The 23,022-nt window shown below is 64.2% G+C and carries 18 protein-coding genes and 1 pseudogene; 6 read left to right on the top strand and 13 right to left on the bottom strand.

Going from position 1 to position 23,022, the window contains the following annotated elements:
* Positions 1–62: 62 nt before the first annotated feature.
* Entirely contained in the window at positions 63–386 is a 324-nt protein-coding gene (locus tag QJT78_RS09300) for a hypothetical protein (RefSeq protein ID WP_028146654.1), read from the bottom strand.
* Positions 387–492: 106 nt separating this feature from the next.
* A complete protein-coding gene (locus QJT78_RS09295) occupies positions 493–1,266 on the bottom strand; it encodes a ferredoxin--NADP reductase (protein WP_038942385.1) in 774 nt (257 codons plus the stop codon).
* A 159-nt stretch (positions 1,267–1,425) separates the two neighbouring features.
* On the opposite strand from QJT78_RS09295, the gene QJT78_RS09290 reads away from it, so the two are divergent.
* Together QJT78_RS09290 and QJT78_RS09285 are read left to right on the top strand one after the other, a co-directional pair.
* Complete coding sequence (locus tag QJT78_RS09290; protein WP_038942386.1) at positions 1,426–2,622, top strand: amidohydrolase family protein; 1,197 nt, start codon at positions 1,426–1,428, stop codon at positions 2,620–2,622.
* 125 nt (positions 2,623–2,747) lie between these two features.
* Entirely contained in the window at positions 2,748–3,428 is a 681-nt protein-coding gene (locus QJT78_RS09285) for a hypothetical protein (RefSeq protein ID WP_281460218.1), read from the top strand.
* A gap of 4 nt (positions 3,429–3,432) precedes the next feature.
* On the opposite strand, the gene QJT78_RS09280 is transcribed toward QJT78_RS09285, so the two are convergent.
* The 9 genes from QJT78_RS09280 to QJT78_RS09240 form a co-directional block, all read right to left on the bottom strand.
* Positions 3,433–3,822 (bottom strand): hypothetical protein, encoded by a 390-nt coding sequence (locus tag QJT78_RS09280; protein WP_028146658.1) that lies wholly within the window; start codon positions 3,820–3,822, stop codon positions 3,433–3,435.
* Positions 3,823–3,986: 164 nt separating this feature from the next.
* On the bottom strand, positions 3,987–4,442 hold the full coding sequence (locus tag QJT78_RS09275) for a MarR family transcriptional regulator (RefSeq protein ID WP_028146659.1): 456 nt from the start codon (positions 4,440–4,442) through the stop codon (positions 3,987–3,989).
* Positions 4,443–4,455: 13 nt separating this feature from the next.
* Positions 4,456–5,160 (bottom strand): ABC transporter ATP-binding protein, encoded by a 705-nt coding sequence (locus tag QJT78_RS09270; protein ID WP_028146660.1) that lies wholly within the window; start codon positions 5,158–5,160, stop codon positions 4,456–4,458.
* A complete protein-coding gene (locus QJT78_RS09265) occupies positions 5,157–5,942 on the bottom strand; it encodes an ABC transporter ATP-binding protein (protein ID WP_038942388.1) in 786 nt (261 codons plus the stop codon). The genes QJT78_RS09270 and QJT78_RS09265 overlap by 4 nt, the downstream gene beginning before the upstream one ends.
* Complete coding sequence (locus QJT78_RS09260; protein ID WP_038952600.1) at positions 5,939–7,828, bottom strand: ABC transporter permease; 1,890 nt, start codon at positions 7,826–7,828, stop codon at positions 5,939–5,941. Before QJT78_RS09260 ends, QJT78_RS09265 begins: the two co-directional genes overlap by 4 nt.
* Before the next feature lie 152 nt (positions 7,829–7,980).
* A complete protein-coding gene (locus tag QJT78_RS09255; RefSeq protein ID WP_028146663.1) occupies positions 7,981–9,183 on the bottom strand; it encodes an ABC transporter substrate-binding protein in 1,203 nt (400 codons plus the stop codon).
* Positions 9,184–9,263: 80 nt separating this feature from the next.
* A complete protein-coding gene (locus tag QJT78_RS09250; protein WP_028146664.1) occupies positions 9,264–9,848 on the bottom strand; it encodes an amino acid synthesis family protein in 585 nt (194 codons plus the stop codon).
* A gap of 15 nt (positions 9,849–9,863) precedes the next feature.
* Positions 9,864–10,760, bottom strand: coding sequence for a UPF0280 family protein (locus QJT78_RS09245; RefSeq protein WP_028146665.1), 897 nt, complete (start codon positions 10,758–10,760; stop codon positions 9,864–9,866).
* Positions 10,757–12,214: a hypothetical protein gene (locus tag QJT78_RS09240; protein WP_038942390.1), complete on the bottom strand. Its 1,458-nt coding sequence runs from the start codon at positions 12,212–12,214 to the stop codon at positions 10,757–10,759. The genes QJT78_RS09245 and QJT78_RS09240 overlap by 4 nt, the downstream gene beginning before the upstream one ends.
* Before the next feature lie 250 nt (positions 12,215–12,464).
* On the opposite strand from QJT78_RS09240, the gene QJT78_RS09235 reads away from it, so the two are divergent.
* Both QJT78_RS09235 and QJT78_RS09230 read left to right on the top strand, forming a co-directional pair.
* A complete protein-coding gene (locus QJT78_RS09235) occupies positions 12,465–12,947 on the top strand; it encodes a (2Fe-2S)-binding protein (RefSeq protein ID WP_028146667.1) in 483 nt (160 codons plus the stop codon).
* A pseudogene (locus QJT78_RS09230) lies at positions 12,947–16,470 on the top strand (molybdopterin cofactor-binding domain-containing protein). Before QJT78_RS09235 ends, QJT78_RS09230 begins: the two are co-directional and overlap by 1 nt.
* 156 nt (positions 16,471–16,626) lie before the next feature.
* Here the strand turns inward: QJT78_RS09230 and QJT78_RS09225 are convergent.
* Together QJT78_RS09225 and QJT78_RS09220 are read right to left on the bottom strand one after the other, a co-directional pair.
* Positions 16,627–17,595, bottom strand: coding sequence for a catechol 2,3-dioxygenase (locus QJT78_RS09225; protein WP_028146669.1), 969 nt, complete (start codon positions 17,593–17,595; stop codon positions 16,627–16,629).
* Positions 17,596–17,963: 368 nt separating this feature from the next.
* Positions 17,964–18,182 (bottom strand): hypothetical protein, encoded by a 219-nt coding sequence (locus QJT78_RS09220; RefSeq protein WP_231144588.1) that lies wholly within the window; start codon positions 18,180–18,182, stop codon positions 17,964–17,966.
* Between QJT78_RS09220 and QJT78_RS09215 the strand changes: the two genes are divergently transcribed.
* Positions 18,181–19,770 (top strand): ATP-binding protein, encoded by a 1,590-nt coding sequence (locus tag QJT78_RS09215; protein ID WP_224580704.1) that lies wholly within the window; start codon positions 18,181–18,183, stop codon positions 19,768–19,770. The genes QJT78_RS09220 and QJT78_RS09215 overlap by 2 nt on opposite strands.
* 249 nt (positions 19,771–20,019) lie before the next feature.
* Complete coding sequence (locus QJT78_RS09210) at positions 20,020–22,914, top strand: AAA family ATPase (protein WP_162136998.1); 2,895 nt, start codon at positions 20,020–20,022, stop codon at positions 22,912–22,914.
* Positions 22,915–23,022: the final 108 nt, after the last annotated feature.

Below are 23,022 nucleotides of genomic sequence, written 5' to 3'. Positions count from 1 at the left end.
TCAACCAGATGGTGTGCACGAGGCGACGCGCAAGGGCCGGAACCGCGCGAAAAGAAGAGAGCCTATCCGCGCCCCGGCGAGCGCTGGCCGGTCTTGCGCTGCTGATTGGTGTAGGCGTCCCAATGGCTCCAGCTACCGTTGGCGAGGCTTTGCAGATCGGTGCCGAGGGGGCGGCGCGTGCGCTTGTCGTGATCGGCGACCAAGCGCTCGGACTGCGCGATCTTGCGCTTGAGTTCCGCAATCGCCTTCTGGGTCTGCCCGTCCCGCTTCGAAGACGCAATCTCGCCCATCGTGAAGCGCGCCGTCTCGAGCGCCTTCAACTCGGCGCGGTTCTTCTTCAACTGAACCCGGTGCCAGGCGATGTTGCTGTCGCTGTCCGCAACCATGTGGGAACTCCGCTGATTCGTTCCCACAGTGTATCGCGCACGGAATCGGCGCCGCAACGCCCACCGAACGGCGGAAATACGGTCTTATTGCGCGAAAAATCTGCGATCAGCGCTCGGCAAAGGCCTTTTCGACCACGAATTGGGCCGGTTCGCCATGATTGCCCTCAATCAGGCCACGCTCGCCCAGCAGCGCGCGGGTGTCAGCGACCAATGCCGGGCTGCCGCAGATCATGACCCGGTCATGGGCGGCTTCCAGCGGCGGCAGGCCGATATCGGCGAACAGCTTGCCCGAGGTGATGAGGTCGGTGATGCGGCCGCGGTTGCGGAAGGGATCGCGGGTCACGGTCGGGTAATAGATCAGCTGATCGCGGATGTACTCGCCGATCAATTCGTCCTTCGGCAGAGTCTCGGTGATCATCTCGCCATAGGCGAGCTCCTTCACATGCCGGCAGCCGTGCAGCAGCACGACCTTCTCGAACCGCTCATAGGTCTCGGGGTCCTTGATCACGCTCAGGAACGGCGCGAGGCCCGTGCCGGTGCCGATGAGGTAGAGGTTGCGGGCCTCTTCGAGATTGTCGATCACCAGCGTGCCGGTGGCCTTGCGGCTGACGATGATCTCGTCGCCTTCCTTCAGATGCTGGAGGCGCGAGGTCAGCGGACCGTCCGGCACCTTGATCGAGAAGAACTCCAGCGTGTCCTCGTAATTGGCGCTGGCGACGCTGTAGGCCCGCAGCAGCGGCTTCTCGCCGACCTTGAGCCCGATCATGGTGAATTCGCCGTTGCGGAAACGGAAGGTCGGGCTGCGGGTGGTCTTGAAAGAGAACAGCGTGTCGGTCCAGTGGTGGACGCTCAAAACGCTTTCCTGATTGAAATTGCTCATCTCACCTTCCCTGTCGCTTCCAATGCGGTTTTCGAGGCGGGGCAGCTATGCGTCGTTTGTACACGATCATTCGTGTACAAATGAATAATCCTGCTTGCTCCCGGGGTCAAGGCTGCCCAAGATCGCGAGCGTTGCAGTTAGGAACAAGGAGCCCCTTCCATGGCGCATGACGCCCCCCAGGCCACCGGACCCTCGAAGCTCGTGATCCGGAATATCGGCCTGATCCTGTCCGGCGCTCTGGAAAAGCCGATCCTCGACGGCGACACCATCGTCGCCGAGAACGGCAAGATCACCGCCATTGGCCGCTTCAAGGACCTCAACACCGAAGGCGCGACCACCATCGTCGGGGCCAACGGCACCACGGTCGCGCCCGGCCTGATCGACAGCCATGTCCACCCTGTGGCGGGCGACTGGACGCCGCGCCAGAACCAGATCGGCTGGATCGACAGCAATTTGCATGGCGGCGTCACCACGATGATCTCCGCCGGCGAGGTTCACATGCCCGGCCGCCCGCGCGACGTCGTCGGGCTGAAGGCGATGGCGATCTTCGCCCAGCGCGCATTCTGGAATCTGCGCCCGGGCGGCGTGAAGGTTCACGCCGGCGCACCAGTGATCGAATGCGAGATGGTCGAGGAGGATTTCAAGGAGTTGGCCGCGGCCGGCGTCAAGCTGCTCGGCGAGGTCGGCCTCGGCGGCGTCAAGGACGGCCCGACGGCGCGCAAGATGGTCGGCTGGGCCCGCAAATACGGCATCCAGAGCACGATCCACACCGGCGGCCCCTCGATCCCCGGCTCCGGCCTGATCGACAAGGACGTGGTGCTGGAGGCCGACACCGACGTGGTCGGCCATATCAACGGCGGCCACACCGCGCTCCCCGACGACCAGATCCGCTGCATCTGCGAGGGCTGCAAGCGCGGCCTCGAGATCGTTCACAACGGCAATGAGCGCTCGGCCCTGTTCACGCTGCGCATTGCGCGCGAAATGAACGATCTGCACAGGGTGATCCTCGGCACCGACGCGCCGGCCGGCTCCGGCGTGCAGCCGCTGGGCATCTTGCGGATGGTCTCGATGCTGTCCTCGCTCGGCGATTTGCCGGCCGAGCTCGCCTTCTGTCTTGCCACCGGCAACACCGCGCGAATGCGTCAGCTCGATTGCGGCCTGATCGAGGTCGGCCGCTCCGCCGATTTCGTCATCATGGACAAGGCCCAGCATTCGCCCGGCAAGACCATCCTGGAGAGCGTCCAGCTCGGCGACCTCCCCGGTATCGGCATGACCATCATCGACGGCATCGTGCGCACCCAGCGCAGCCGCAACACGCCGCCGGCCGGCCGGGTGCCGGAAGTGGTGGCGAAGTGACGCAGCCGGAGCGGCTAGCCGCTCCGCGTCGCGCCTCGAAAGCATTGAACAAGTCTGCTGCCTGCAGCGTCTAACGCAGGCAGCCCTCGGCGGCGGCAGTTCATTGCTGGACCATCGAGGGAGACATGAAGAACTCATCGCGAATAGCCGTCGGCGTTGCCAGCGCGGTAGCGGGCTATGTCGCGACCTTTGTGCTGTTCTCCCTGATCGATTTCGGCAACCGCGCAGACCCGATCACGTCGGGTCTGTTGGGGCTGTTCTTCTATTCCCCCATCGGCGCGATCGCCGGTGCGATGCTCGCCAGTTGGCTGGTGACGCGTTCGGGCAAGGACGCAGGCAAAGGGGACGTCGCGCGCAACAGCCTGAAGTCGCTCGGCGTCGTCTGCGCCGCCGGTATCGGCATCTACATTGCCTACGCCTATGCGACCGCAACGCCTTGGCTCAATCCGAACGCAAGCAATCCCCTGCTTGTGTTCGAGGTTCGCTTTCCGGCCGGCGTAACGGTGCCGACGTCACCGCAAGGCATCGCAATCGAATTGCAGACCGACCTCAACACCATGCCGGGCGAAGTGACCCCCACCGCCTTCTATCGCGACGGCGATCAGCCCGTCATCGCCGGCGAGGTCGAGCTGGCATTCCGTACCTCCCACCGGCAGCTCGCCGTCAACATCCAGGGCCAGCCGAGCCGGATCTATCCGATCGACCTGACGGCCCGGGCGCCGCATACGCCGGAGTTCGGCACGTGGCGGCGGCTCGCCGACGGCAGCGAAATCCGCTACCGCGCCAAATGGCCGGGGAAGACGTAAGGGATCAGCGCTTCTTTGCGATCTCACAGCGCACGTAGGTCTGGCGCTTGGCCTGGCCGACCGGGCCATTCTCGATCACCAGCCGGCCATCCGACGCGACCGAAACCCGGGGATTGGAACGAAACTTTTCGCCCTCGCCTTCGCAGGCAAGCCGCATCTTCCAGCTTTGCTTGCCGTCTGCGGTGATCTCGCCGGCGCGGCATCGCGTCTCGTACCAGTACAGGCGATTGCCGCCTTCGATGCTCATCCGGTTGGCGCTGTCCTGGTCGCGACAATCCTTTTTGGTCGATGCCCAGAAGCCCTCGTAGAGCTGCGCGGCAAAGGCGGCAGTGCAGCTGCTCGCCAACGCGGCAGTAAGACTCAGAACCATCGCAAATCGCGTGACTGCTCGCATGACGGCAACCTCGACAAACCCTTCATCGAAGTTAGTCGCCAGTCCCCGCCCCTTGTTCAACTGCCGTAGGGTGGGCAAAGGCGCGAAGCGCCGTGCCCACCATCTTTGCGACTTGAGGAAGAACGGTGGGCACGCTTCGCTTTGCCCACCCTACGGCACCGTCCTCACCGCAGCTTGCTCAACAGCGCCATCAGCATCTCGCGCTCCCTGGCGTCGAGCGGCGCCAGCGTTTCCCGGGTAATCGCGAGCGCATTCGGCGCGACCTTCTCCGCAAGCTGCTGACCGGCGCGCGTCAGGCTGACCAGCAGCCGACGTCCGTCTTCAGGGTCCTGGCTGGTCTCCGTGAGACCGCGCGCCGTAAGGCGATCGATCACGCCCTTGATGGTCGCGACATCCATCGCTGTCAGCCGCCCGAGTTGGTTCTGCGAGCATGGTCCGGTCTCGGCCAGCTTCGACAAGGCCGCCCACTGCGTCGGCGTGAGATTGGTGCCGATGTCGCGCGAGAAGATCGAGCTGTGGCGCTGCCAGACCTGACGCAGGATGAAGCCAACCTGCTCGTCTAGCACGTAGGATGATTTGGCTGGCTTGACGCTCTTCTTCGCCGCGACGCTTCTTGCCATTCAGTCTCGCCCCTCACAACGACAGATGCGCGTCGCGGATATCCGGACGCGCGTCGAGTTCGGCCATGGTGCCGCCGAAGCAGATACGGCCGCGCTCGATGATATAAGCGCGGTCGGAAATCAGCCGCGCGAAATGCAAATTCTGCTCGGAGACGACGATGCTGACGCCCTCCTTCTTCATGGTCAGGATGGCATCGACCATCTGCTCCACGATTTTTGGCGACAGCCCTTCCGAGGGCTCGTCCAGCAGCACCAGCGACGGATTGCCCATCAACGTGCGCGCGATGGTGAGCATCTGCTGCTCGCCGCCGCTCATGCGGCCGCCCGGTCGGTTCTTCATCTCACCCAGATTTGGAAACAGCGCGAACAGTTTTTCGCGGGTCCAGTGCGGAGCGTTCGGACGCTTCGGCTGACGGCCGACTTCGAGATTCTCCTCCACCGTCAGATCGGTGAAGATGCGCCGCTCCTCCGGCACATATCCGAGCCCGTCGCGCACGATTTCATGCGTCGGACGGGCCGAGACGTCCTTGCCTTCGAATATGATCCGCCCCGAGCGCTGCGCCACTAACCCGACGATCGAGCGGAATGTGGTCGACTTGCCGGCGCCGTTGCGCCCGAGCAGCGCCACCACCTCGCCGGCGTCGACCTCGAAGCCGATGTCGAACAGGATATGCGCAGGGCCGTAATGGCTGTTGAGGTCTTGCACCGTGAGCTTCATGCGGAGGCTCCATGCCCGGCATCGTAAAGCAGGCCCTCGCCGAGATAGACGGCCTGCACCTGCGGATTGGCGCGCACCTCGGCCGGCGAGCCCTCGGCGATCAGCGTGCCGCGATTGAGCACGATGATGCGGTCGGCATGCTCGAACACGACGTCCATGTCGTGCTCGGTGAAGAGCACGCCGATCGACTTCTCCCGCGCGATCTGCGCCGTCAGCCGCATCAGATCGACGCGCTCGCGCGGTGCCATGCCGGCGGTCGGCTCGTCCATCAGCAGCAGCTTGGGATCGTTGGCAAGCGCCACCGCAAGCTCGAGCCGCTTGAGGTCGCCATAGGCGAGCTCGCCGCAGGGTCGATCGGCGTAGCCGCCCATGCCCACGAGCTCGAGCAGCCGCCCAGCCTCGCCACGGTCGAAATTCGGGGCCGAGCCGAAGAGATTGAACAGCTGCTTGCCATGCGAGATCAGCGCGACCTGCACGTTCTCGCGCACGGTCATGGTCGCGAAGGTCGCGGTGATCTGGAAGGTGCGTCCGACGCCGAGCCGCCAAATCTCGCGCGGCTTCTTGCCGGTGGTCTCCTCGCCGAGCAGGCGGACATGGCCGGTATCAGGCTTGTTCTGACCGTTGAGCATGTCGAAGCAGGTGCTCTTACCCGCGCCGTTCGGACCGATCAGCGCCAGAATTTCGCCTGATCGCAGCGAGAACGAGACGCCGCGCACGGCGTGGATGCCGCCATAGGATTTGGACAGGCCTTCAACCGCGAGAAGTGGGGGTGCAACGCTCATTCGACGGACTCGATCGGCTTGGCAAGCAAGGGAGATCCCGGCGGCGATGTCTTCCTGCGCCGCTGCGCTAGCATCTCCAGCATGCCGACGATGCCCTTAGGGAAGACGACGACGATCAGCACGATGAAGCCGCCGAGCACGAGCTTTGACAGGTCGGTCTGGCTGACCAGCCAGATGTTGAGCGCCTTGTAGACGATGGCGCCGATCACCGCGCCCGACACCGTCTCGACGCCGCCGAGCAGCACCATGACGAGCGCGTCGACCGACAGCGAGATGCCGAGATTGTCGGGGAAGACGCTGCCCTTGAGGTAGGCGAACAGTGCGCCGCCGATGCCGGCGGTCGTGCCTGCGATCACGAACGCCGTCCACTGGATGCGCTTGGCATTGATGCCGACCGCCTCGCTGCGCAGAGGCGAGTCGCGTGTGGCCCGGAGTGCGTAGCCGAACGGCGAGAAGACCATGGCCCGTAGCGCGACCGTCACGAGTGCGGCAACGCCGAGCGCCAACCAATAGAAATGCCCCGGGCTCGCCGCCCAGCTTGACGGCCAGACGCCGAGTATGCCGTTGTCGCCGCCCGTGACACTCACCCACTGGAACGCGATCGACCAGACGATCTGCGCAAACGCAAGCGTCAGCATCGCGAAATAGACGCCGGAAAGCTGCACCGCGAAGAAGCCGAACACGGCAGCGCCCATGCAGCCCAGCAGCGGCCCGAGCAGCAGGCACACGACCATCGGCAGCCCCGCCATCTTGGCGAGGAAGGCGACGCCGTAGGCGCCGAGACCGAAATAAGCGGCATGCCCGAAGGACGCCAGTCCGCCGACCGACATCAGGAAATGCAGGCTGACGGCGAAGATCACGAAGATCGCGATCTCCGAACCGACCGTGAGAACGTAATTGCCGGCGAACAGCGGCAGCGTCGCCGCGATGACGAGCGTGGCAAGCGCGGCAAGCCGCTCGTTCGACGTCAGCGGCCGCCAGGGATTGACAGTGAGGCCCGGCGTCTTGCGCGCGGGCGCCTCGGGCTTGCCGAACAGGCCCCAGGGCCGGACGATCAGCACCACCGCCATCACCAGGAAGACCAGGATGATGGAGATCTTCGGGAAGATCAGGATGCCGAAGGCGTTGAGCTCGGAGACCAGCACCGCCGCGACGAACGCGCCCACGATGCTGCCGAGGCCGCCGATCACGACCACGACGAAGACCTCGACGATGATGCGCAGATCCATGGCGTGATGCACGGCATCGCGCGGGATCTGGAGCGCGCCGCCGAGTGCGGCGAGGAAGACGCCGACCGCAAACACGGATGTGAACAGCCATTTCTGGTTGACGCCGAGCGCTGCGACCATGTCGCGGTCCTGCGTCGCCGCGCGCACCAGCACGCCCCAGCGCGTGCGCTGGAACAGCAGCCAGAGAATGCCGAGGACGACCGGGCTGAGCACGATCAGGAACAAATCATAGCTCGGGATGTTCTGGCCGAAGAAATCGATGGCGCCCTTGAAGCCCGGCGCGCGGCGGCCGACGAGATCGTCGGGGCCCCAGATCAGCACGACGAGATCCTCGACCATCAAGGTCAGGCCGAAGGTCGCAAGCAGCTGGAACAGCTCGGGGGCGTGATAGATGCGGCGCAGCAGCACCATCTCGACGATGACGCCGATCAAGGCCACGGCAAACGCGGCCATGACGATCCCGCCCCAGAAGCCAAACGCACCCGAAAGCCGCTCGGTGAGCGTGAATGCGATGTAGGCGCCGATCATGTAGAAGGCGCCATGCGCGAAATTCACGATCCGCGTCACGCCAAAGATGATCGACAGGCCCGAGGCCACCAGGAACAGCGACGCTGCGCTGGCGAGACCGGTCAGAAACTGTACGACATAAAAGGCCATCGGCGGTCCGGGTTAAGAATAAGTCTCAGTATGGGGTTTCATCCTTCGAGACGGCGCTACGCGCCTCCTCAGGATGAGGTCCGGGACCCTCATGGTGAGGAGCGCGGCAACGCCGCGCGTCTCGAACCACGAGGCCCCGGTTCCTCTTCACATCAATCCTTCGGACGCAGCTTCTCGACTTCGGCGTCGCTCGGCAGATAGTCCGAGCCCTTCTTGTAAGAAGAATCAACCATCACGCCCTTGCCGTCCTTCAGCGCGGTCTTGCCGACATAGGCACCGAGCGTCGACTGGTGGTCGATCTTGCGGAAGGTGATCTCGCCGAACGGCGACGGCATCGACAGCCCCTCCGCCGCGGCGATCAGTTTCTCCGGATCGGTCGAGCCGGCTTTCGCAAGGATCGCAGCGGCCGCCTTGATGGTCTGGTAACCGACGATCGAGCCCAGGCGCGGATAGTCGTTGTACTTGGCCTGGTAGGCCTTCAGGAACGCGTCATGCTCGGGCGTCTTGATCGAGTACCAGGGATAGCCGGTGACGATCCAGCCCTCCGGGGTCTCGTCCTTGAGCGGATCGAGATATTCGGGCTCGCCGGTCAGGAACGAGACGACCTCGCGCCCCTTGAACAGGCCGCGGGTGTTGCCTTCACGCACGAGCTTCACGAGGTCGGCGCCGAAGGTGACGTTGAGGATCGCTTCGGGATTGGCCGCGGCAACCGCCTGCACCACCGGACCCGCGTCGATCTTGCCCTGCGGCGGCCACTGCTCGTCAACCCACTGGATGTCGGGACGCTTCTCCGACATCAGCTTCTTGAACACCGCAACGGCCGACTGGCCGTATTCATAGTTCGGCGCGATCGTCGCCCAGCGCTTGGCCGGCAGCTTGCTGGCTGCTTCCACCAGCATCGCCGCCTGCATGTAGTTGGAGGGACGCAGACGGAAGGTGTACTTGTTGCCCTTGGACCAGGTGATGGCATCCGTCAGCGGCTCGGCCGCGAGGAAGAACACTTTCTTCTGGTTGGCGAAGTCGCTGACGGCGAGGCCGATGTTCGACAGGAACGTCCCCGTCAGCATCGCTACGCCTTCGCTGGAGACGAGTTCATTGGCCGCAGTCTGCGCATCCGCCGGCTTGCCGCCGTCGTCCTTGGAGACGACGACGAGCTTCTTGCCGTTGATGCCGCCGGCCGCATTGACCTGTTCGACTGCGAGCTGCCAACCCTTGCGATAGGGCTCGGTGAACGCCGGCAACAGCGAGTAGCTGTTGATTTCGCCGATCTTGATCTCCTGCGCCACGGCCGAATGAGCCATGCCGCCCGCCAGCAGCGCGAAGGCCGCGCCCACAAAAGTGTTTCTCGCTCGCATCCCAACCTCCAGTTTTGAACTCTCTACGTCTTCAGCGTGATCTTGTCGGAGAAGCTATGCCCGCCCCCCCGGTTCAAACTCTATCTCAACCCGTCTTCGCCCTTCACTTCCGCAACCGTCAGGCCGCCGACACGCGGCAAGGGGCGGCCGCTGTCGGTGACGGCGACCGCCACCATGATCTCGTTGGCGCGCGGCGCGTCGTTGATCTGCACCTCCATGCCGTCGAAATGGCTGCGCACGAAGGCGGCGTCCTTGTGCCCGAGCGGGATATCCAGCGTCGTGCCGGGGCCGCTGCGCTTCTTCGACGACGGGATCAGCGCCGCGCCCCTGCTCAGAACCTTGCGCACCGGAGCACCCATCTTCGGATGCAGGATAGCCGCTGCATGCTCCAGCTCGCCGTTCTCGCCGACGGCCGCGGCCTTGCCGTAGCTTTGCGCCTTCGCGCCATCGATGCCCAGCGCCGCCACGGCGCGCTTTGACAGAAGCTCGCCGAGCTCCTCGCCGATGGCGATCAGGGGCGAGAGATCCTCGACATATTTCCCGGCGAAGGGATTCTCGATCACGGCGATCGCCGCGGCGCGCCGCGTCGGCGGCGAGACCTGGCGGCCCATTTCCATCTGCGTCTCTTCGACGACGGTGACGATCTTGCGGATGATCGCGCTCATGTTTCGCTTCCCTGTTCAGGCATAGACCGCGTTCTCCAGCATGAGCGGGCGCGTTCGTTGCTCTTCTATATCCCTGGTTCCGATGACAAGCATATCACCACAAAGCTGCAACACGGCACCCTCGATCAATCCGCGATCGAACAATTGCCGTGCACATTCCGCGCCAGATTCCAGCGCGGCCGCGACCTCGTCCTGCGACAATTCACCGACATCGCGGGTGACGAGACGCGCGCCGAGATCGCTGTCGGGCTGAAGCTCGTTCGCAGGCTTTCTGATGATGGCGGGATGCCCGGGCAGGTCGACGGCATTGGCGATCACCGTCGCGGCCGCATCGGCCCGCGATGCGGTGGCAGCCAGCACCGTGACCGCGTCGGCAATGCCGAGCGAAAAGCTGCGGCCGTGACGCCCGCTGGTCGCGATGCCGCGCACGGGATCACCTGAGTAGACCCTCATCTTGCGCAGCACGCCGTCACGATCAGGCCGATCCATCAGGCCGACCGAGAAATGTTCGCCTTCGCCGAGATGCAGCGCGATATCGCCGCCATTGTTGACATAGGCCTGATCGAGCGCCGCAGCGCCCAGCATGGCACCGAGAATCTCCTCTGCAACGCTGCCGGCAACCGCGGCCATCGGCGTAATGAAGCAATCGTCCGCATAGGGTGCGACAGCAGCGTGCATCCGACGCGCCACGACGCCCTTCAGCGAAGTCTGCTTCTCAGCAGCCGTCCGCAGGTCCGGCAATTCCGCGCAGAGTTCGTCGAGCAGTCCGGTGAATCGCCGCGCCGCGGCCTCATAGGCCGCACGCACTGCGTCCGCGCCCCCCCTCGCCGCCACGATCAGATCAATCGGTCCATCCTGCAAATGCAGCCGCCGGCCACCAGACAGCAATGCGATTTGCGGGAGCCTGGTCATGCCCAGCGCCCTGGAATCGGGTTCTGCCAGGGCAATTGGCGGACGTCGTCACCGTTCTGCACCTCGGACAGTGGCTTCACATGATCCATGTGCCCGCCGAGCGCGGCATAGTCCGACAGCTTCATCGTGAATTCGATCGGCGCGACCAGCGCCGGCGTCGGAACATAACCGAACGCACCCGAAGGCATCTGCGTCACATCGACCATGTAGGTGATGCCGCCGCCCGGCCAGACATAAACAGGCGCGCCGCCGCTAGTGACACGCGTCAGCGCGTCCTTCACCGAACGCGTCAGCCGTACCGGATTGTCGGTGACGCCGGCGCGCAAGGATCCGCCGGCGCCCGCCATGAACAACACCGTGCACAGCGCCGGCTCGCAATTCTCCTGGATACGCTCGACCGAGAACTTCAGGTCATCAGGCATCTCGGTTTCGACCGGCTTCAGGGCTTCGTCGAGCACATAGTAAGACGAGTGCTCGCCGGTCGTGGAGACCATCAGCATGGAGAGACCAGGCTTGGCTTCCTTGGCATCGAACGGCCCGAGAATCGCCAGCGGATCGGAGATGTTGGTGCCGCCCCAGCCCGTGCCGGGATCGGCGACCTGGAAATAGCGGCCAGGCGTCGAGCGACGGCCCTTCATCTTGATGCCGGTGTCGGCGATGTCGAGCAGCTTGCCGGCCTGGTGCTCCGAGAGCACGCCGGTGATGTGGTCGTCGACGACGACGACTTCGTCGACCTTGCCGTGCCATTGCTTGGCGAACATGCCGATCGTCGCCGAGCCGCAGCCGACGCGCATGCGCTCTTCTTTCATGCCGTTGACGATCGGCGGCTGTCCGGCCTGCACCACCACGCTGGCGCCGCCGTCGATGGTCAACTCGACCGCCTTGCAATTGGCGAGATCCATCAGCGTGTCACAGGTGGCACGGCCCTCTTTCTTGGAGCCGCCGGTGAGATGATGCACGCCGCCGAGCGACAGCATCTGCGAGCCATATTCGCTGGTCGTGACGTGGCCGACCGCGTCGCCCTGCGCGCGAACGGTCGCGGTTTCCGGGCCGAGATAGCGGTCGGTGTCGATCTTCACCTTGATGCCGCAATAGGAGAAGATGCCCTCGGTGACCACGGTCACCATGTCGACGCCATCGATCTCGGACGAGACGATGAACGGCGCCGGCTTGTAGTCGGGATAGGTCGTGCCCGCGCCGATCGCGGTGACAAAGGTTGAGGGCTCGTGGACGATCTTGCCGTCCCAGTCTTCGGTGCGGCTGAATGGAACGAGCTTGCCGCCATGCGAGACGGTGCGTTCCAGGATCACGTGCGGGTCGACGCGGACGAGCTTGCCGTCGGGGTTGGCATAGCGATCGCAGGCGCCCGCCGCACCCGGCTTGATGTAGCACATCACCGGACAGGCATCGCAACGGATCTTGTCGATGGCGGCGCTCGTCGTTTCAGTCACCATGTCCAAAGCCAGTCGACTGCGGTTATCATTCGTATACGAACGATGTTGCGCGCCCTCCCGAAGGCTGTCAAGCGGCGGTGCGGCGCAAAAGATGCGGCTGCCGCATAAAACCCCATTTGCCTATCCGCTCTGTCCACAAAGAAGGCAGTCGCGCTGCACTGCGGCATGCGCGGCTTGCACGTTTGTGTACAAACGGTATCGTCGCGACGTAGGTTTTGACGAGCAATTGGCCACGGGCTTGGGAACGAGGATGACGCAGACACCGATCCGCCTCACCGTGAACGGCAGGATCCACGAGGTCACGGCAGCGCCGCAGACGCCGCTGCTCTATGTGCTGCGCAACGATCTCGCGCTCAACGGTCCGAAATATGGCTGCGGCTTGGGCGAATGCGGCACCTGCACTGTCCTGATCGACGGGCAGGCCGCACGCTCCTGCGTGATTCCCGTCAGCGGCTGCGCAGGCCGCGACATCCTGACGCTCGAAGGGCTCGGCACGCGCGACAAGCCGGATGTGGTGCAGCAGGCCTTCATCGACGAGCAGGCCGCGCAATGCGGCTATTGCCTCAACGGCATGATCATGACCACCAAGGCGTTGCTCGCCATCAACCCGCGGCCGACCGAGCAGGAGGCGCTGGCGGCGCTGCGCTACAATCTCTGCCGCTGCGGCACGCATGTCGAGATCCTGCGCGCGGTGATGCGCGCATCCGGCCAGATCACTGAGGCCGTTGATTGATGGCCTCCCCTCTTTCGAACGGAGCTGAGCGGCAATCGGGTTCGCTCGTCGTCGTCCGCACCGTGGACGAGATCACATCCGAGACCTTCGTCCGCATCACCGCGGATGGATCGGTCACGGCCTATAACGGCCATGTCGATCTCGGCACCGGGATCCGCACCGCACTCGGCCAGATCGTCGCCGAGGAGCTCGACGTCTCCTTTGCCCGCGTCGTCGTGGTGCTCGGCGATACCGCCGTGGTGCCGAACCAGGGCGCGACGATCGCCAGCGAGACCATCCAGATCACCGCCGTCCCCCTGCGCAAGGCCGCAGCCCAGGCGCGGCACTTCCTGATCGCGCGCGCAGCCGAGCGGCTGGAGCTGCCGGCCAGTGACCTCAGGATCGAAGACGGCCTCGTGCGCGGGCACAACCGCAGCGTCAGCTATGGTGAACTGATCGGCGGCGAGACCATTCGCCTCGAACTTGCCGACGACGTCGCGCTCAAGCCCGTTGGCGACTACACCATCGTCGGCCAGTCGACGCCGCGCGTCGACCTGCCCGCCAAGGCGACGGGCGAGCTGACCTTCGTGCACGACATCCGGCTATCAGGCATGCTGCACGGCCGCGTGGTGCGCCCGCCCTATGCCGGCGTCGATGCCGGACCGTTCGTCGGCACCAGCCTGATCGCGGTGGATGAGTCCTCGGTACGCGACATTCCCGGCATCATTGCCGTCGTGCGCATCGGCGATTTCGTCGGCGTGGTCGCCGAGCGCGAGGAGAACGCGATCCGCGCGGCGGAGCAGCTCGCGGTGAGCTGGAAGCCGACGCCCGGCCTGACCGATCTTGCCGACGTCGAGACCGCGCTGCGCGCCAATCCATCGACGCCGCGCACGCTGATCGACAAGGGCGACGTCGATAAGGCGATATCAGGCGCGGCCAAGCCGATGCAGCGCACTTATGTGTGGCCGTACCAGATGCACGCCTCGATCGGGCCGTCCTGCGCGGTCGCCGATGTCCAGGGCGGCAACATCCGCGTCTGGTCGGGCACGCAGAACCCGCATGTGCTGCGCAGCGACCTTGCGCTGCTAATCGAACGTCCCGAAAGCGAGATCGAGGTGATCCGCCTGGAGGCCGCCGGCTGCTACGGCCGCAACTGCGCCGATGACGTCACCGCGGATGCGCTGCTGCTGTCGCGCGCCGTCGGTCGGCCCGTGCGCGTGCAGCTGACGCGCGAGCAGGAGCATGCCTGGGAGCCCAAGGGCACCGCGCAGCTGATCGATGTCAATGGTGGGCTCGACGCCGACGGCGGCATCGCTGGTTACGATCTCGCCACGCACTATCCCTCGAATGCCGCGCCGACGCTCGCGCTGCTGCTGACGGGGCGGATTTCACCGGAGCCCATGGTGCTCCAGATGGGCGACCGCACCGCGATCCCGCCCTACGACTACGACCACATGCGCGTCGTCGCCCATGACATGGCGCCGATCGTGCGCGCCTCCTGGTTTCGCGGTGTCTCGGCCCTGCCGAACACCTTCGCGCATGAATCCTATATCGACGAGGCCGCGACCGAGGCCGGTGTCGATCCGATCGAATACCGCCTGCGTTACCTGAAGGACCAGCGCGCCGTCGATCTCGTCAATGCGGTGGCCGAACGTGCGGGCTGGACGCCGCGCCCCGCGCGCGAGGAAAAGGACGGCGAGGTCGTGCACGGGCGCGGCTTTGCCTATGCGCTCTATGTCCACAGCAAGTTTCCCGGCTATGGCGCGGCGTGGTCGGCCTGGGTTGCCGACGTTGCCGTGAACAAGGCGACGGGCGATGTCAGCGTCACGCGCGTCGTAGCCGGGCAGGATTCCGGCCTGATGATCAATCCGGACGGCGTGCGCCACCAGATCCACGGCAACGTCATCCAGTCCACCAGCCGCGCGCTGATGGAGGAGGTCTCGTTCGAGCGCGGTGCGGTGACGGCGCGCGAATGGGGCGCCTATCCGATCATCCCCTTCCCCGACGTGCGATCGACGTGCTGATGCTGCCGCGCGCGGACCAGCCGCCGCTCGGCGTCGGCGAGTCCGCGTCGGTGCCGAGCGCAGCGGCGATTGCCAACGCGATCTTCGATGCCACCGGCGTGCGCTTCCGCGAGCCGCCGTTCACGCCGGAACGCATCCTGAAGGGATTGCACGCCGAGACATCGCCTGTACCACAGGCGCTGCCCGCACCCGCTACGCCGCCTCCATCTCGCATCTGGCAGAATCCCTTCGCCAAGCGCGCCGGCATCTTCGCGACGATCGCGGCCGTCTGCACCGCCGCGATCGGCGTCGGCGCAGCACTCCTGCCCGGGCGCGCGATCGCGCCGATCGCACGGCCTGATGCCTCGGTCTACTCCGCGGCGACGATCGCGCGCGGAGAGCAACTCGCAGCACTCGGCAATTGCGCGGAGTGCCACACCAGCCTCAATGGCGTGCTCAACGCCGGCGGCCGCGCACTCCAGACGCCGTTCGGCACGATCTACTCAACCAACATCACGCCTGACGCCGAGACCGGCATCGGCGCTTGGTCCTATCCCGCCTTCGAGCGCGCGACGCGCGACGGGCTGCACCGCGACGGACGGCAGCTCTACCCCGCCTTCCCCTACACCCATTTCGCCAAGACCAGCGACGCCGATATGCAGGCGCTCTACGCCTACCTGATGAGCCGGCCTTCGGTTCGCGCCACGGCGCCGGCGAATGCGCTCGCCTTCCCGTTCAACCTCCGCCCGCTGCTTGCGGGCTGGAACGCGCTGTTCCACCACACGCAAGAGTTCAAGCCTGATCGCGCCAAATCAGAGCAATGGAATCGCGGCGCCTATCTCGTCGAGAGCCTCGGCCATTGCAGCGCGTGTCATTCGCCGCGCAACGCACTCGGTGCGGAGCAACGCGAGGCCTATCTCGCGGGCGGATTTGCCGAAGGCTGGGAAGCGCCGGCGCTGACCTCGCTTTCACGCGCGCCGATCCCGTGGAGCGAGGACGAGCTGTTCGCGTATTTGCGCACCGGCCATTCGCGCTATCACGGCGTCGCGGCCGGCCCGATGGCGCCGATCATCAGAGACCTCAAGGCCCTGCCCGACCCCGACATCCGCGCGATGGCGGTCTATCTCAACTCGTTCAATGACACCGCGATCGATACGCGGGGCCAGGATGCACTTGCCGCAAAGCTTGAAAGCTCAACGCGGGTCACGGTTGCGCCTTCCACCGGCGCGCGGCTCTATCAGGGCGCCTGCGCCGTCTGCCACGAGGTCGGCGGCCTGCCGCTGTTCGGAACTCGGCCCTCGCTCGCGCTCAACAGCAATCTGCACAGCGCGACATCGGACAATCTCGTGCAGGTCGTCCTGCACGGCATCAATGAGCCCGTCTCCAGCGACCTCGGCTACATGCCCGCGTTCAAGAACAGCATGAGCGATGCGCAGGTCGAAGAGCTCGTCAGCTTCCTGCGCCAGCAGTTCGCACCGGACAAGCCGGCCTGGACCGGCGTCCGAGAGACGATCGCGCGGGTGCGATCGTCGGTGCACTAGACGTTCCGTCATTCCGGGGCTCGAGCGCAGCGAGGGAGCCCGGAATCCATAATCACTAGCCGGGGTTATGGATTCTCAGATGCGCAATTGCGCATCATAGCTCGCCGCTTCGCGGCGCCCCGGAATGACGCCGAGTGAAACGTCAGAGGTACAACTCTAGCCGTGCTTCTTCGTCTCCACCGGCGGGGTGCCGTGGGTGTGGAACGACTCGATGGTCTTCAATCCCCACGCCTGCCCCTTCTTGCGCTCCTCCTCGGTCCACACGATCGGCTTCCAGTCGGGCGCGAGGATGAGGCGCGCGCCGGCGTTGGCGACCTCGACGCGGTTGCCGCCGGGCTCGTAGACATAGAGGAAGAAGGTCTGCTGGATCGCGTGCTTGTGCGGGCCGGTCTCGATGTGCACGCCGTTCTCCAGGAAAATATCGGCGGCGCGCAAAATCTCCTCGCGGCTGTCGAGCGCGTAGGTGACATGGTGGAAGCGGCCGGGCGTGCCGGAGTGGTCGAGCGAATAGGCGAAGTCGTAGCTCTTGTTCGACATCGTCAGCCACATCGCCGCTTCCCGCCCGTCGTTGAGCACGATCTGCTCGGTGAGGCGGCAGCCGAGATAGTTCTCGAAGAACTCGCGGTTGGCCTTGATGTCCACGGCGAGGCAGTTGAGGTGATCGAGGCGGCGGACGTTGACGCCGCGCGCCGGAAAACGCTGCGCCTGGTTCTTCAGCGCCGGCTTCAGCTCGGGCGGCGCCTGGTACCATTCGGTCTCGTAATAGAGCTCGACGATATGGCCATCAGGGTCGCGGCAGCGGAAGGTCGGCCCCTGCCCCATGTCGCCGTCGATCCAGCCGATGTCGAAGCCGGAGCCTTTGAGCGCGGCGACGCGGCGCTCCAGCGCCTGCTGGCTGCGCGCGCGCAGCGCCATATGCTCCATGCCTGATGTCTTCGACGCCGTGAGCTTGAGCGAATAGCGCTCGTAATCGTCCCAGCCGCGCAGGTAAACCGACTCGCCCTTCTGCCCGCTCACGGTCATGCCCATGACGTCGACGAAGAATTTCAGGCTCTCGTCGGGCTTCGGCGTCAGCAGCTCCATGTGGCCGAGATGAGCAAGATCGAGAATCGGTTCGGGCTGCATACTTTCCTCCAGGCGTGGCTGCGATCCGCCGGACCGGATCGCGCAACCGGACGCAAGGCTGCAAACGCGCTCGAGCGTACGGGGGCGGCATCCAGGCCGCAGGTTCATTTGTACTAATGTACAAATGATTAGGTCCCGTCAACAAATCAAAACATGGCCGCCCGGATCGAGTGACGCGCCAGCCGGGATGACCTCCATCCCCGAACGGCGGACCGACTGGCCGAATGGTAAAATCTTCCTTAAGCGCTGTCGGGCCTATCGGCCTAGAAAAGCGGCATTCCCCTACCGATTCCGCCCGCAAGTATGCATTAGGAGCAAATCTCTCAACCGAATTGTCGCAGATTTAACAAAGCCCCCACGCCTGCCGTTTAACCGTTTGTCCAGCCGCGGCACGCATAGTCAGGGTTAAACCCCTTGCTCATGCCAGGTTCATTCATCGTGACATCCTTTGGACGCGTGATTTCGGTACGCGGATCGCTCGCCCGGGTCGGGCTGCTGGCGGCAAGCCAGATGCCGGTCTCGGAAATTCGGGCCACCGTCGGCCGTTTCGTCAGCATCCGCTGCGCCAGCTCGGTGATCGTCGCCATGATCACCGAGGTGTCCTGCGAGAACCTCTCGAGCTCCGACTACATCGCCATCGCGTCGGTCGACCTGCTCGGCGAAATCCACAATGCCGCCGACAAGGCCAAGTTCCAGCGCGGCGTCACCAACTATCCGACCATCGGCGATTCCGTCGACCTGATCACGAGCCAGGAGCTGCGCACGATCTACGCGCCGACCGGATCGGACCAGATCAATGTCGGCTTCCTCCAGCAGGACCGCTCCGTCGTCGCCTATGTCGACGTCGAGGAAATGCTCTCCAAGCATTTCGCGGTGCTGGGATCGACCGGCGTCGGCAAATCCACCGGCGTGTCGCTGCTGCTCAACGAGATCCTGAAATCACGCCCGAACCTGCGCATCTTCCTGCTCGACGTTCACAACGAATATGGCCGCTGCTTCGGCGACCGCGCGCTGGTGCTCAACCCGCGGAACCTGAAGCTGCCGTTCTGGCTGTTCAACTTCGAAGAGATCGTCGACGTGCTGTTCGGCGGCCGCGCCGGCGTGCCGGAGGAGCTCGACGTCCTCGCCGAGGTGATCCCGATCGCCAAGGGCATCTACACCCAGTACCAGAACACCGATCGGCTCGGCCTGAAGCGCATCGATCCCAAGCAGGTCGGCTTCACCGTCGACACGCCGGTGCCGTACCGCCTGGTCGATTTGATCTCGCTGATCGACGAGCGCATGGGCAAGCTGGAGAACCGCTCCTCGCGCATCATCTATCACAAGCTGATCTCGCGCATCGAGGCCGTCCGCAACGACCCGCGCTACGCCTTCATGTTCGACAACGCCAATGTCGGCGGCGACACCATGGCCGAGGTGATCAGCCATCTGTTCCGCCTGCCCGCCAACGGCAAGCCGATGACGGTGATGCAGCTCGCCGGCTTCCCGGCCGAGGTCATCGATTCCGTCGTCTCGGTGCTGTGCCGCATGGCCTTCGACTTCGGCCTGTGGAGCGACGGCGTGTCGCCGATGCTGTTCGTCTGCGAAGAGGCGCACCGCTATGCCTCGGCCGACCGCAATGTCGGCTTCGGGCCGACCCGCAAGGCGGTGTCGCGCATCGCCAAGGAAGGCCGCAAATACGGCGTCTATCTCGGCCTCATCACCCAGCGTCCGGCCGAACTCGACGCCACCATTATCTCCCAGTGCAACACGCTGTTCACGATGCGTCTGGCCAACGAGCGCGACCAGGCGCTGCTGCGCGCCGCGGTGTCGGACGCGGCCGCGAACCTGCTGTCCTTCGTGCCATCGCTCGGCACCCGCGAGGTGCTGGCGTTCGGCGAAGGCGTCGCACTGCCGACCCGCCTGCGCTTCAAGGAGGTGCCGCCGCACCAATTGCCGCGCGGCGAAGCCACCATCTCAAGCGTGCCGTCCGTCACCTCCGGTCACGACATGCATTTCGTCGGTGCCGTGCTCGAGCGCTGGCGCGGCGCCACCTCGCAGCGCGACGTGCCGAACGACCCGGTGTTCTCGCAGCCGCCCGCAAAGACGCTCGCGACCGCCGAAGCGCCGATGCTGCAGCCCTCGATGGGGCTGGACCCGGATCGCTTCTCGCTGCTGAAGAAGCCACTGCGGTAAAGAACGGACACCGCTTCGGCAAATTCCGCTGTCATGCCCCGGCTTGACCGGGGCATCCAGTACGCCGCTGCCCCTCGATTCAATCACGATCGCCTCTGGAATTTCCCGAACAGCGGACAGTCGTGAGAGACGGGGAATGCCCCGGATATCCCGGCTCAAGGCCGCGTCTCGCGGATAGCCCAAGGCTTGTCCTTCGTGCTACCGTTGCCTTTTGGAGCCGGTTTGAGCACGCGGGGCGCGAGGATGTCCGTGGGCGGTGCCAATATTGCGGATCGTAACATCATAACGGTGCTCGCCGTCGACATGGTGGGTTCAACTCGCCACATCGCGGCTTGCGACCCCGATGAAGCTCAAGCGTTTTTGGACCAGTGGCTGGATCACATCCGCAGCTCCGTGGAGCGTCTCGGGGGACAGATTGTCCACTATGCGGGAGACGGTGGCATTGCCATATTCGGCTGGCCAACCGCATATGAGGATCATGCGGATCGTGCGTGCATCGCAGCCTGGGACATTCAGAGTCATAGCCAGTCGACCGGCCCCAGGGGAGATCCGGTCAATTTTCGCGTCGGACTTCACTCCGGCCTGGTCGGCTTACGCATAGGCGGCAAAAATGCCATCGCCCGCTTCGACGTTGCCGGAGCGACCGTGCACGTTGCCGCCAAGCTGCAGCAGGAAGCAGCGGCAGGCGAGATCAGGGTTAGCGCCGAAACCGCAAAGCTGTGCCGATCGCCACTCGGCCTTACGGCGCACAAGACGACTTCGGGAATCGCCGATCGGGTCATCGAGGCCTACACGCTGAATGCCCGGCCGGACGATGTCGATCACAACGAAATCGCCAGCCGCTATCAAAATCCGATCGTGAATCGGGTCGACGAACTTGCGGCGCTTCGGGAGCTCCTCCCGCGCCCGGGCGGCAAAAGCTGCTCCGTCACGCTGCTGGGCGAACCAGGTATCGGCAAGAGCCGCCTTGCGACAGCCGTCATGACCGAGGCACTGACATCCGACGTGAGATGCTGCGTCTTTTATGGCGGCGTACAGAAACGAGCCACCGCATTCGCCGCCGCCCGCACCCTGGTGGGCGACATGCTCGCTGCGAACAGCTCATCTTCGGATGCACATATTCGCGAGGCTCTCGCGGAACTGCACATCGAGGCAGGCGATCGCAGAAAGCTCGAAGCCCTATTCATCGCTGGAAAAGCGTCCTCTCGCCAACGATTGACCGACAATACGCAAACGCAAATTGCACGTGCACTTGTCAATGCCTTCCTCGCATTGGCGCTTGATAGGCCAACTCTCTTGCTGATCGAAGACCTCCAGTGGATCGACCCGGAAAGCCGCCATTTCCTGAAATTGCTCGCACGCGCAAGTACCCCACAGCCGCTTTGCATATTGCTGACCGGACGTCCGGAATCATCAGACCAGTCCATGGAGATTGCGGACTCGCTCGTTCATCTACAACCGCTGTCGCGGGCCTGCATGGAGGCTTTGGGACGCCAATTGTGGCCGAAAACTCGATCCCCGACCGTGTTTGCGAGAGCAATCGATCGCGCCGACGGCGTCCCCTTCGTATTGGAAGAGTTCCTGCGTTCGGCGGACGCGACGAACGCAACGAGCGAACATTCGCTGCCTCAGAGCGTCGAGTCCGTGATTCATGCGCGGCTGCAACGACTTTCTCCGAAGTTGAAGGCATTCGTGCAGACGCTCAGCCTGCTGGGACAGGAGGTAGAAATCCAATTGGCTACGACGGTGCTCGGCGTGGACGTAGGCGAGCTGCTGACTGCGTTGTTCGAGCTTGCCCGATTTGCTTTTGTCCATCCGCTTGCGGGTAATTCCGTGCGTTTCCGGCATCAGATCATCGCCGAGGCCTGTGCAAACACGATACCGCGTGGCCGGCGTCTGGAAATCCACCAGGCCGCTGTCCAGGCGATCATTCGGCGTTACCCGAATCTGGATGGTCGTTACGAACAGTTGGCCTTTCATGCAGAGGAAGCCGGAGATGCTGATGCTGCACTTGGCTATCTCTGGGAGGCTGCCGTCGAAGCGCGCCGGAACGCGGCAGCCTCATCGCTCAGTTTGATATACGACCGGGCGCTCAAGCTCATCGAGCGTCTTGGGGAAGCCGCCGAAGAAAAATATGTCGACTTCGGTCGAATGAGCTTCGCTTCGATGCTGCAACTCGGCGAATTCAAAAAAGTAAATATGCATTTGCCGCGAACGTTGGAGCTGGCGCGGCGCCAAGGCAGGATTGCTCACGTGTGCAGCGTCCAGTCGCAACTCGGGATGGTCTACTGGTTTGAGGGCCGGTATGAAGAAGGGCTGCAAATAACGAGCGAGGGATTGAGAACGGCTCGAGCGCTGAAATCGACCGCACTCATATTTTCAAATCAGACCATCATGGCAAATGTGTTGCACAGCATGGGCCATGTCCATCGCGCGATTGCGGCGATGGACGAACTGAATGAAATGCTCACAGGAGAACTCGAGACTGCCCGCCTCGGGACACCGGCCGGTCCAAAATGCACGGTTTTGGCTTTCAGGAGCTGGTTCATGAATGCAACAGGTCAATATGCGGAGGCGCTCGGATTCGCATCGCGCGCATTGGAGATCGCAGTTCGTGAACAGGATTCATACGGGCAAGTGCTCGCCCGCATTACGATGGGACGAAATCTCCTCATGCTCCATCGAGATGACCAGGCTGTGGAGTGCTTGTCGATTGCAAGGGAGATCGTCGAACGTAACGGCTACGATGCCAGCAAGGCCAACCTGACCGGAGCAATGGCGACCGCTCTGGCACGAACAGGCCAGGCGCATCAGGCCGTCGACCTGATAGACGCTTGTATGGAGAGCGGCACGCATCTGCGGACAGGCCAGATCGAGCTCTGCCTTCTCTATGCGGGTTACGCTGAGGCTCTCGTTCGGGACGGGAAATCCGAACGTGGCCTGAGCGCCTTGGATGCTGCTCTTTCCATCGCCAGGACCATCAGGAATCCATGGCTGATTGTCGAATGTCTCGGTTTGAGGGCGCGACTGCTCGCCGAGGCGAAGCCTGGCACCGCCCGCGTCGTTGAGGACCTCGCCGAGATGCACGCGATTTGCGATCAGTTTGGCATTATTGCCTGGGACGGATCCCGGCTCGCGGTTTAGCAAGGCCGCTCGTGTCGAGACACGCCAGTTCACCGGGACCCGTGTCGCGGGCTCGCCGCGCTCAACGGGCGTGGCATGCAATCCGGAGCTTCGGCTCGGAGCAACGAC

The organism is Bradyrhizobium sp. Mp27 (assembly GCF_029953005.1).
In the GTDB taxonomy this organism is placed as follows: domain Bacteria; phylum Pseudomonadota; class Alphaproteobacteria; order Rhizobiales; family Xanthobacteraceae; genus Bradyrhizobium; species Bradyrhizobium barranii.
The sequence above is the reverse complement of the archived record's forward strand: the minus strand, read 5'-3'. Positions and strand labels throughout refer to the sequence as shown.

Excerpts from the sequence above, each read along its gene's own strand:
- QJT78_RS09300 (WP_028146654.1), bottom strand. The coding sequence starts at position 386 with ATGGTTGCGGACAGCGACAGCAACATCGCCTGGCACCGGGTTCAGTTG.
- QJT78_RS09295 (WP_038942385.1), bottom strand. The coding sequence starts at position 1,266 with ATGAGCAATTTCAATCAGGAAAGCGTTTTGAGCGTCCACCACTGGACC.
- QJT78_RS09290 (WP_038942386.1), top strand. The coding sequence starts at position 1,426 with ATGGCGCATGACGCCCCCCAGGCCACCGGACCCTCGAAGCTCGTGATC.
- QJT78_RS09285 (WP_281460218.1), top strand. The coding sequence starts at position 2,748 with ATGAAGAACTCATCGCGAATAGCCGTCGGCGTTGCCAGCGCGGTAGCG.
- QJT78_RS09280 (WP_028146658.1), bottom strand. The coding sequence starts at position 3,822 with ATGCGAGCAGTCACGCGATTTGCGATGGTTCTGAGTCTTACTGCCGCG.
- QJT78_RS09275 (WP_028146659.1), bottom strand. The coding sequence starts at position 4,442 with ATGGCAAGAAGCGTCGCGGCGAAGAAGAGCGTCAAGCCAGCCAAATCA.
- QJT78_RS09270 (WP_028146660.1), bottom strand. The coding sequence starts at position 5,160 with ATGAAGCTCACGGTGCAAGACCTCAACAGCCATTACGGCCCTGCGCAT.
- QJT78_RS09265 (WP_038942388.1), bottom strand. The coding sequence starts at position 5,942 with ATGAGCGTTGCACCCCCACTTCTCGCGGTTGAAGGCCTGTCCAAATCC.
- QJT78_RS09260 (WP_038952600.1), bottom strand. The coding sequence starts at position 7,828 with ATGGCCTTTTATGTCGTACAGTTTCTGACCGGTCTCGCCAGCGCAGCG.
- QJT78_RS09255 (WP_028146663.1), bottom strand. The coding sequence starts at position 9,183 with ATGCGAGCGAGAAACACTTTTGTGGGCGCGGCCTTCGCGCTGCTGGCG.
- QJT78_RS09250 (WP_028146664.1), bottom strand. The coding sequence starts at position 9,848 with ATGAGCGCGATCATCCGCAAGATCGTCACCGTCGTCGAAGAGACGCAG.
- QJT78_RS09245 (WP_028146665.1), bottom strand. The coding sequence starts at position 10,760 with ATGACCAGGCTCCCGCAAATCGCATTGCTGTCTGGTGGCCGGCGGCTG.
- QJT78_RS09240 (WP_038942390.1), bottom strand. The coding sequence starts at position 12,214 with ATGGTGACTGAAACGACGAGCGCCGCCATCGACAAGATCCGTTGCGAT.
- QJT78_RS09235 (WP_028146667.1), top strand. The coding sequence starts at position 12,465 with ATGACGCAGACACCGATCCGCCTCACCGTGAACGGCAGGATCCACGAG.
- QJT78_RS09225 (WP_028146669.1), bottom strand. The coding sequence starts at position 17,595 with ATGCAGCCCGAACCGATTCTCGATCTTGCTCATCTCGGCCACATGGAG.
- QJT78_RS09215 (WP_224580704.1), top strand. The coding sequence starts at position 18,181 with ATGATCACCGAGGTGTCCTGCGAGAACCTCTCGAGCTCCGACTACATC.
- QJT78_RS09220 (WP_231144588.1), bottom strand. The coding sequence starts at position 18,182 with ATGGCGACGATCACCGAGCTGGCGCAGCGGATGCTGACGAAACGGCCG.